Origin of the sequence: Actinacidiphila oryziradicis, from assembly GCF_005047355.1 — a bacterium.
Classification (GTDB): Bacteria; Actinomycetota; Actinomycetes; order Streptomycetales; family Streptomycetaceae; genus Actinacidiphila; species Actinacidiphila oryziradicis.
Map to the genome: position 1 here is coordinate 1 of NZ_SUMC01000316.1, position 1667 is coordinate 1667.

Sequence of the window (1667 nt, forward strand, 5' to 3'; positions counted from 1 at the left end):
GGGGTTGGTGATTCGGCCCGGTTCGTCCTTTGGGTGGTGTTGGCGATTTGCCCGCGTGTCGTCGCGGGTCAGCGTCGACTTCCACGTGCCGAGGGCGGTGCGGGTCTACTCCTTTCCGGGACGGCGGGGCGGTTCGTGGTGGTCAGTCGGGGTCGGGCAGGGCCTGGACGGCGTCCCAGGCGTCGACGATGTCGGTGGATGCGGGCCAGGCGGGGTCGAGTTTCAGCTCGCGTCTTCGGGCGTGGTCGGTGATTTTCGCGGGGACGTCCAGGAGCCGGGTGCGCAGGGTGGCGGGCTCGGCACGGGCGAGTTTCCCGCTCACTGCGAGGAGTTGGAACCAGCGGGCAAGGTCGGTGGCCAGTGCGAGGATGGTGCACCACGCCTGGTTGACCTTGAAGTAGCGGGAGGGCATCAGGTTCAGGGAGAGGGCCTTGGACCGGCGGATGCCGGCCTCGACGTGGGTATGTGAGCGGGCCCGGGCATCGAGGAACTGCAGCTGCCCGCCTTCGGTGTTGGTGGCGATGGCCTGGTAGCGGTAGTCGGTCTTCTTCTCGTAGTCCTTCAGCTCGCGTTCGTACTTGGGGTGGATGGGCTCGCGGCGCACGATCACCCGCATCCCGTCCGGCCACCCTTCCAGATCGAGCATGTCGGTGATCTCTACCAGGCCGGCGTCCTTGCGCGGCTGGCCCTTGTGGTCCAGAGCCGGGGTCCAGGCGTGGGAGGGACCCTTGGCCAGGGCCCTCCAGAAGTCGTCGTCACGGGTGTGTCCGACGGAGTACTCCCAGCGGTTGGCCGCGTTGCCGCCGCCGGAGGTGATCCAGGCGAGGAACTCTCGTGTCGCCCCCGCGCCGTCGGTGCGCAACAGCACCCGGCGTCGTCGCCGGGTGGGCAGTTGACGCAGCCCTTCGATACTGACCGAGATGTGGTCATCGGCGGTGTTGGAGCCGGCCGATCCCGGCCGCAGCCGGTTGACCAGGAGTTCCTCGGTGTTGTCGCAGAACATCAGCAGCGGGTGGTGGCCGTAGCCCTTGAAGTTGGGCTCGGCACCCTCCTTGTCGGAGTGCGCCGGGACGACCGAGGCGTCCAGGTCCAGCACGGTGATCCCGGTCAACTCCCGCCCGTTGACCTTGATCCAGGGAAAACCGCCCGGCCGCAGGTCGAGCTGCTGGTGGACGTGGACACGGGTCCGGGCCCGCGCGGAGGCGATCTTCGTCAGCTGGACCGGGCCGATCGCCTCCAGGGTCCGCCACAGCGTGGACGCCGAGGCCGGGCGGCCCAGGACCAGCGACGCCTGGCGCATCACGTCGATCCCGGCCATCGACCGCGCGCCCAACAGGACCGCGCAGGCCGCCGAGACCAGGACGGTTCCCCGGTCATGGACGGGACGGAAGTCCCGCCGCACCAGGGCCGCCCCGAGCGCGTCGGTCAGCCCGACCTTGTCCGCCAGACGCCGCACCGGCACGATCCCGGCCTTGCCCACCAGCTTCTTCCCGCTCGCGGACAGCGACAGATCGTCCGCCCACTCTGTACGCTTCGACACCGGAAGGGTGCCTCCCCTGCACGTGATCCAGTCCTAGAGAAGCTGAATCATCGCAGGTCGGAAGCACCCTTCCTCCATGAGGTGACTGGCTGTCACTGAAGTGCCTGGTGCCGTGAATTCGTGAGGC

At 68.6% G+C, this 1667-nt stretch carries 1 protein-coding gene; it reads right to left on the reverse strand.

The window, feature by feature from the left end; genetic code table 11:
- Nucleotides 1-142: 142 nt before the first annotated feature.
- Complete coding sequence (locus tag FCI23_RS55545; protein WP_169317502.1) at nucleotides 143-1540, reverse strand: IS1380 family transposase; 1398 nt, start codon at nucleotides 1538-1540, stop codon at nucleotides 143-145.
- Nucleotides 1541-1667 lie beyond the last annotated feature (127 nt).